General features: G+C 55.5%; 8 protein-coding genes, 1 tRNA gene and 1 pseudogene. 7 read left to right on the forward strand and 3 right to left on the reverse strand.

The genetic code is table 11. The features are described 5' to 3' along the window. The 6 genes and pseudogenes from ACH2CW_RS16450 to pth all read left to right on the forward strand — a co-directional run. Positions 1–192 (forward strand): annotated as a pseudogene (locus ACH2CW_RS16450) (hypothetical protein); the annotation flags it as partial. Further along, positions 189–1,115, forward strand: a complete 927-nt coding sequence (ispE, locus tag ACH2CW_RS16455; RefSeq protein WP_395060104.1) for a 4-(cytidine 5'-diphospho)-2-C-methyl-D-erythritol kinase — start codon at positions 189–191, stop codon at positions 1,113–1,115. The pseudogene ACH2CW_RS16450 and the gene ispE, both read left to right, overlap by 4 nt. An 83-nt stretch (positions 1,116–1,198) precedes the next feature. Continuing rightward, a tRNA-Gln gene (locus tag ACH2CW_RS16460) sits at positions 1,199–1,275 on the forward strand. A gap of 201 nt (positions 1,276–1,476) precedes the next feature. Continuing rightward, a complete protein-coding gene (locus ACH2CW_RS16465) occupies positions 1,477–2,457 on the forward strand; it encodes a ribose-phosphate pyrophosphokinase (protein WP_395060106.1) in 981 nt (326 codons plus the stop codon). 101 nt (positions 2,458–2,558) lie between these two features. Next, a complete protein-coding gene (locus tag ACH2CW_RS16470) occupies positions 2,559–3,248 on the forward strand; it encodes a 50S ribosomal protein L25/general stress protein Ctc (RefSeq protein ID WP_395060108.1) in 690 nt (229 codons plus the stop codon). Between the two features lie 150 nt (positions 3,249–3,398). After that, positions 3,399–4,004 (forward strand): aminoacyl-tRNA hydrolase, encoded by a 606-nt coding sequence (gene pth, locus ACH2CW_RS16475; protein ID WP_395060110.1) that lies wholly within the window; start codon positions 3,399–3,401, stop codon positions 4,002–4,004. 61 nt (positions 4,005–4,065) lie between these two features. On the opposite strand, the gene ACH2CW_RS16480 is transcribed toward pth, so the two are convergent. Together ACH2CW_RS16480 and ACH2CW_RS16485 are read right to left on the reverse strand one after the other, a co-directional pair. Then, positions 4,066–4,410: an NIPSNAP family protein gene (locus tag ACH2CW_RS16480; RefSeq protein ID WP_395060112.1), complete on the reverse strand. Its 345-nt coding sequence runs from the start codon at positions 4,408–4,410 to the stop codon at positions 4,066–4,068. Between the two features lie 69 nt (positions 4,411–4,479). Further along, the gene (locus ACH2CW_RS16485; RefSeq protein ID WP_395060114.1) at positions 4,480–4,893 is read right to left on the reverse strand and encodes a tautomerase family protein; all 414 of its coding nucleotides are present in this window, start codon (positions 4,891–4,893) and stop codon (positions 4,480–4,482) included. Positions 4,894–5,031: 138 nt separating this feature from the next. On the opposite strand from ACH2CW_RS16485, the gene ACH2CW_RS16490 reads away from it, so the two are divergent. Next, positions 5,032–5,973 (forward strand): LysR substrate-binding domain-containing protein, encoded by a 942-nt coding sequence (locus tag ACH2CW_RS16490; protein ID WP_395060115.1) that lies wholly within the window; start codon positions 5,032–5,034, stop codon positions 5,971–5,973. 25 nt (positions 5,974–5,998) lie between these two features. On the opposite strand, the gene ACH2CW_RS16495 is transcribed toward ACH2CW_RS16490, so the two are convergent. Beyond that, on the reverse strand, positions 5,999–6,241 hold a 243-nt coding region (locus tag ACH2CW_RS16495; RefSeq protein WP_395060117.1), incomplete at its 5' end, for a hypothetical protein.

The raw sequence follows: 6,241 nt of genomic DNA on the forward strand, positions 1-6,241 counted from the left end.
CAACAAGCAACCGGCGCATCGCTTGCGCTGCCTCAATTGTTTGCATGGCTGGATGGCAAAAACGATTTAGCATCTCGCGCGGATTGGCAAGTCGATCTGGCAAATTACGCCAACGGCCGCATCCTCGCACGACGCTTGTCCCCGACACCTGCTGTTCTGAGAATCGCTTTAGAACAACAGCAGCAACCATGAGTGCAGTCCAAAAAGAGCTGCGCAACCTGCCAGCTCCCGCCAAACTCAACCTGTTTTTACACATCATTGGGCGCAGGGCCGACGGCTACCACCTGATTCAGTCGGTGTTCATGTTGATCGACTGGTGCGACACATTGCATTTCGAGCTGCGCCGTGACGGCCACATCAGCCGCAGCGACCTGCTGGCAGCAAATGACCAGGACGCAGAAAATCTACCAGCGGACGACCTCACAGTACGCGCAGCGCGGGCCTTGCAAAAGGCCACCGGCACCTCTTTGGGTGTGCATATCGGTCTTGAAAAGCGGATTCCCACCCAAGCAGGAATGGGCGGCGGTTCGTCAGATGCGGCAAGTTGCCTGCTGGCCCTGCAGCGCTTGTGGGGCGTCACTTTGCCGCGGGCCGACCTGCTCGCACTTGCGTTGTCTCTGGGTGCCGATGTTCCGTTTTTCCTGTCGGGTGGGCACGCCTGGGTTGAGGGCGTGGGCGAGCGCATCACGCCGCTGCAACTGCCCGCTGCCAGCTTTTTGGTCGTCAAACCCGCTGCCGGACTTTCGACAGAGATGATTTTCAACGCGCCAATGCTAAAAAGAGACTCGGAGACTGCTACAATCGTAGGCTTTGCTGCAGATGCACAATCGGAAACAGGTCAAATAGCCGATACAAACACCGTGTACGGGTTTGGGCGAAATGACCTGCAGCCAGTTGCCCTGAATTTATGTCCGCAATTGGGCCAGTCACTTGATTGGCTCAAGGCGAAAAATCTTCAAGGGCGTATGACAGGCTCCGGTAGTGCGGTATTCGCACATTTGCCGCACGGAACGGAAAGTTCAGGCTTCGACATTGATTCAAATAACGAGTCAATGCACAGCTGGAAAATCCGCAAGTGCAGCAATCTGAAGGTGCATCCGCTGGCCGGTTGGTAATACGACCGGGTGGGGATAATTTTCAGAAGGCAATAGATTAATGGGTTTGCTGTCAGGTCTAAAGTTTGACAGCTGTCCCGTGTAGGGGTGTCGCCAAGTTGGTTAAGGCACCGGATTTTGATTCCGGCATTCGCAGGTTCGACTCCTTCCACCCCTGCCAAAATTTCCATCCTTTCCCGAGAGAAAGGTTTTATCTGGTTCAAGAACCGGATGAAAGTCGTTACGAAAGTCTGCCCTGACGGGCAAGACCCGCACTACAGACCCGCTTGTTGCGGGTTTGTGTGTTTTGAGGTGCGTTCATGGCCTGGTGGCCCCTAAAATTTCAGCCGAGAGTCAAATGTCGATACAAGCTGGGCCCCACATGCAGCCGAACCATCCTGATTTTCTGCTCTTCACAGGCAATGCCAACCCGAGCCTGGCGGCCGAAATTGCGCAGCAGTTGGGCATTCCACTGGGTGCAGCCCACGTGGGCCGTTTTTCTGACGGAGAAGTCACGGTAGAAATTCAGCAAAACGTACGCGCACGTGACGTGTTTGTGGTGCAGTCTACCTGCGCGCCCACCAACGAAAACCTGATGGAATTGCTGATCATGGTGGACGCGCTCAAGCGTGCATCTGCCGAGCGCATCTCAGCTGTCATACCGTATTTTGGTTATGCCCGGCAAGACCGCCGCCCACGCTCGGCGCGCGTGCCCATCACTGCCAAGGTGGTGGCTAACATGCTGCAAGCCGTGGGTGTGTCACGGGTATTGACGATGGACCTGCACGCCGACCAGATTCAGGGCTTTTTTGACATCCCCGTTGACAATATTTATGCCTCGCCGGTACTGCTTGGCGACCTGCGACAGAAGAATTACAACGACCTGATGGTGGTGTCACCTGACGTCGGCGGTGTAGTGCGCGCCCGTGCTCTGGCCAAGCAGCTGGGGTGCGACATGGCCATTATTGACAAGCGGCGTCCAAAAGCCAACGTATCTGAAGTTATGCACGTCATTGGCGACATCGACGGCCGCAACTGCGTGATCATGGATGACATGATCGACACTGCAGGCACGCTGGTCAAAGCAGCTGAAGTGCTGAAAGAGCGCGGAGCCAAAAAGGTGTACGCGTACTGCACGCACCCGATTTTTTCGGGCCCGGCGATTGAACGAATTGCCCACGGCGATGCACTTGATGAGGTGGTGATCACCAACACCATTCCCCTGAGCGATAACGCCAGAAATTGTAAAAAAATTCGACAACTCTCCGTCGGGCCATTGATTGCTGAAACCATTCAGCGCATTGCCAAGGGCGAGTCGGTCATGAGTTTGTTTTCAGATCAGGACCAGGCGGTTTTGATCTGAAACAAAAAGCGGCTGCACAGCGGGCGATTCAATCGCTGCGCTCGAACAGCCTTTTAAACCGGGGTGAACTGGTCGCGGTACACCTCTTCAAGGAGTAAATTATGAAATTCGTCGCTTTTGAGCGCGCCAAGCAGGGTACGGGTGCGAGCCGCCGTCTCCGCATCACCGGTCGCACGCCCGGTATTGTTTACGGTGGTACCGGCGATGCCTTGCTGATCGAAATCGATCACAACGCGTTGTGGCACGCCATCAAGAAAGAAGCTTTCCACGCTTCCATCCTTGAGATGGAACTGGGCGGCAAAGACCACAAGGTCTTGCTGCGCGATCTGCAAATGCATCCATTCAAGCAGCAAATCCTGCACATTGATTTTCAGCGCGTTGAAGCCAAGACCAAAATGACCGTCAAAGTGCCTTTGCACTACAGCGGCGAAGAAGATTCACCAGCCATCAAGGCTGAAAATTGCCTGGCCAACCACGTGTTGACCGAGTTGACCGTATCCTGCTTCCCTGCGGACATTCCCGAGTTCATCGCCATTGATCTGAGCGGTCTGAAAAAAGGCTCTTCGCTGCACCTGAAGGACATCACCCTGCCAAAAGGCGTGAAGTTTGTCGCCAAGGGCCAAGTCAACCCGGTTCTGGTGTCCGTCACGGCCATCGTTGAAGAGGTTGATGCCGCACCGGCTGAAGCTTCAGCACCGGCCGCTAACCCCAAGGCAGCCGCCGGCAAAGCCGCCGCAGCTGCCAAAGACGCCGCAAAACCAGCTGCCAAGCCGCCCGCCAAGAAGAAGTAATTTTCCCCTTGTTTCCCCTTGGGCTGCGATGCCAGCAAGCCAGCGGCCCCTACCCTCGCAAGAAGGTAGGGGCCGTTTTACTTTTTGGCGTGCTCCAGCACCGCCTGGCGAAGCAACAACGCATCGGGTTGAAATGGAAATGGAATCCGCATGATCAAATTATTCGCAGGGCTCGGCAATCCCGGTGCAGAGTACGAAGCCACGCGCCACAACGCCGGTTTTTGGTGGGTTGAAGCACTTGCACGCGAGCTGAAAGCGCCCTTGAGTTTTGACAAAAGCTATTTCGGACAGGTCGCCAGAACCACTGGCAATGGCCAGACGGTGTGGCTGCTTACACCACAGACCTTCATGAACCTCTCCGGAAAATCAGTTGCCGCACTGGCCCGGTTCTTCAAAATTCAGCCCGACGAAATTCTGGTGGTGCACGACGAGCTCGACATCATTCCCGGCCAGGTCAAGCTGAAATTTGGTGGCAGCCACGCCGGTCACAACGGTTTGCGGGACATTCATGCCCAGTTGGGTACGGGCGATTATTGGCGGCTGCGGCTGGGTGTGGGCCACCCCGGCGACAAGGCAGAAGTCATCAACTGGGTGCTCAAAAAACCCATGCCAGAGCAACGCATCGCGATTGAAGACTGCATCACCCGATCTCTCAAGGCCGTGCCCGCCTTGCTCGCAGGGGAGATGGAAAAAGCCACCATGATGATTCACACCAGCACGCCACCCCGACCCAAACCACCGAGAAAGGTCGAGTAAGCGTTGTTGCACGACCCTAAGCCGTCACCCCAGTCAACAGCGCTGGCCACCGTATCAGCGCCTACTGGTTTTTGTTCAACCCACGCATCTCGACTACGGCTGTGTCTGAAACCCAAAGCAGCGTGTTCAGGTAAGTCTGGATGCGGTCAACCAGCGCGCGCCTGGGGCCGAGCCGCCAATCGTCAGAGCCGTAAAAAGCCGCTTGTTCCGTTTCAAGTGCCATGCGATTTTCATAGGAACGTATCAGGAAATACGTTTCCTCCTCATGGTCTGATCGGCCATAGGCCACAACATCCATTCCTTTGGCTTTGAGCATAGGCACGGCCAGCGTGTGAACCGCATGGTGAAAGGCGTCAATGGTGCCGGGTAACAAGCGGTAGGTTCGTATTTCGATCAGACGTGGCATGGAAAGTACCTTTGAGTGCGGGTGCGCAAGTTCAGCTTTTCTGCTGGCGTTTGCCGAAGCATAAGTGATTCATTTGTACACAACCCCGCCGCGCTGCTGTACCAAAGCCATGGCAAATGCACCGTGGCCAACCGACCAATCTGAATAGTCGTTCTCATGCATGAAGATGAAAACGTCGCGCGTTGACTGGCCGCTGGCCTGGCTGATATTTTGAGCGATAGCGTTGTACAGGTCTTTTTTCATGGCGTCGCTTCGGCCGCGGCGCAGCGTGATCTCAACCACCACGAGGTGGTCAGACCGCTCAATACCATTGAAGCTGCGACTGTAGTAAAAGTTTTCTGGCTCGTAGGCATGCACCAGATTGAACAACTCGTCCTCGGGCATGCCAATGCTGCTGACCAGTGCCTGGTGAATGGCGTCAACAATGCGTGCGCGCCTGTCAGGCAAAGTGTTTGCATGAACATAGGTGTGAACAAAAGGCATAGTGATTTTTTCTCTTGTTGGTTGATTTCAATTTCTGCGGAACAGCCTATTTTCAGAGAGCTTTTTCTTTGCGGCAATCGAGAAATTTGCTTGTCTAAGTGATCTATAGTCACTTAAATGAAACATAAACTACCCCCGTTGAATGCAGTCATTGCGTTTGAAGCCGCCGCTCGCCATGGCCGACTGACGCTGGCCGCCGCCGAGCTGTCGGTCACCCCCGGGGCGGTCAGCAGGCAGGTTAAAAACCTGGAGGACTGGCTGGGTTGCGCGCTGTTTGAAGGCAGTAAAAACAACCCCGTGTTGACCGACACCGCACGCCGCTTGCTGCCACCACTTGGCCTGGCGCTAGATCAGATCGAAGCGGCAACCAGCGCTGTGCTGCAACGCAGCAGCCAAACTGTGGTGCTGGCTTGCTACAACACCTTTGCAGCCAAGTGGCTGTTGCCTCGCCTGCACGCATTGCACCGTCAGCACCCCCATCTGAATGTTCAATTGGCCACCCATGCGGATGTAGACAACCCACACATGCCGCGGGCTGATGTGGTGATTCGTGCCCAAATTGCCGGTCTGGCACCGCCCGCCGGATGGCAGGCATCGCTGCTTTTCGGCGAATGGCTGGGTCCCGTCATGGCCCCTACCGCTGGCCCGGGAACCCGCGCACCCGTTCAATCGGCGGCAGACCTTGCACGCTGGCCCCGGCTGTCGGCTGCCAATCGGCCCGATGCCTGGTCTTTGTGGGCAACGGCCAGCCAGATTGATCTGCCGCAAGCGGCCAGCCATCAGATTTACGAACACTACTACGTCACCCTGGAAGCCGCCCAGAAAGGTCTGGGTATTTGCGTTGCCCCGCAGCATCTGGTGGCAGACGACCTGGCTGCTGACCGATTGGTGGCGCCATTCCAGTTTGTGCCCTCTGGCTTTGACTACTTGGCGTTGTGCCGGCTGGACGCCCGCTCTAGCGTGATGCAGCTATACGCTTGGCTGCAACAACAAGCCTCATCGCAGACTAAACCAGTATCAGCTTCTCTGCCACATAGTCAGGGTCAGAAAACTCACTACTTGGAAAATCCAACGCTATAAATTTAGCAGCTACCTGCGCCCGTATTTAATAATTTCCAGGCAAACAATGAGAATTTCTATGGCGCACCGATTCCCGCGCCGCGCCCAAAAGTTGCACCAATGCCTGCACATCTGTGGTTTGCGTCATGTAATTCGTAATGCAGGCTCGCAAAACTGTCTCATCATTCACCACTGTTGTTGAAAGCCAAGCCTCACCGGATTGCACGATTTTCTGGGCGATAGTTTTCAAAAACTCCGGTGTGGTGCCGCAATCGGTCGTTCTATCCAC

The organism is Polaromonas sp., from assembly GCF_043778355.1.
Classification (GTDB): Bacteria; Pseudomonadota; Gammaproteobacteria; order Burkholderiales; family Burkholderiaceae_C; genus Polaromonas.

Coding starts and splice junctions, on each gene's coding strand:
- ispE (WP_395060104.1), top strand. CDS start 189: ATGAGTGCAGTCCAAAAAGAGCTGCGCAACCTGCCAGCTCCCGCCAAA.
- ACH2CW_RS16465 (WP_395060106.1), top strand. CDS start 1,477: ATGCAGCCGAACCATCCTGATTTTCTGCTCTTCACAGGCAATGCCAAC.
- ACH2CW_RS16480 (WP_395060112.1), bottom strand. CDS start 4,410: ATGCCACGTCTGATCGAAATACGAACCTACCGCTTGTTACCCGGCACC.
- pth (WP_395060110.1), top strand. CDS start 3,399: ATGATCAAATTATTCGCAGGGCTCGGCAATCCCGGTGCAGAGTACGAA.
- ACH2CW_RS16470 (WP_395060108.1), top strand. CDS start 2,559: ATGAAATTCGTCGCTTTTGAGCGCGCCAAGCAGGGTACGGGTGCGAGC.
- ACH2CW_RS16485 (WP_395060114.1), bottom strand. CDS start 4,893: ATGCCTTTTGTTCACACCTATGTTCATGCAAACACTTTGCCTGACAGG.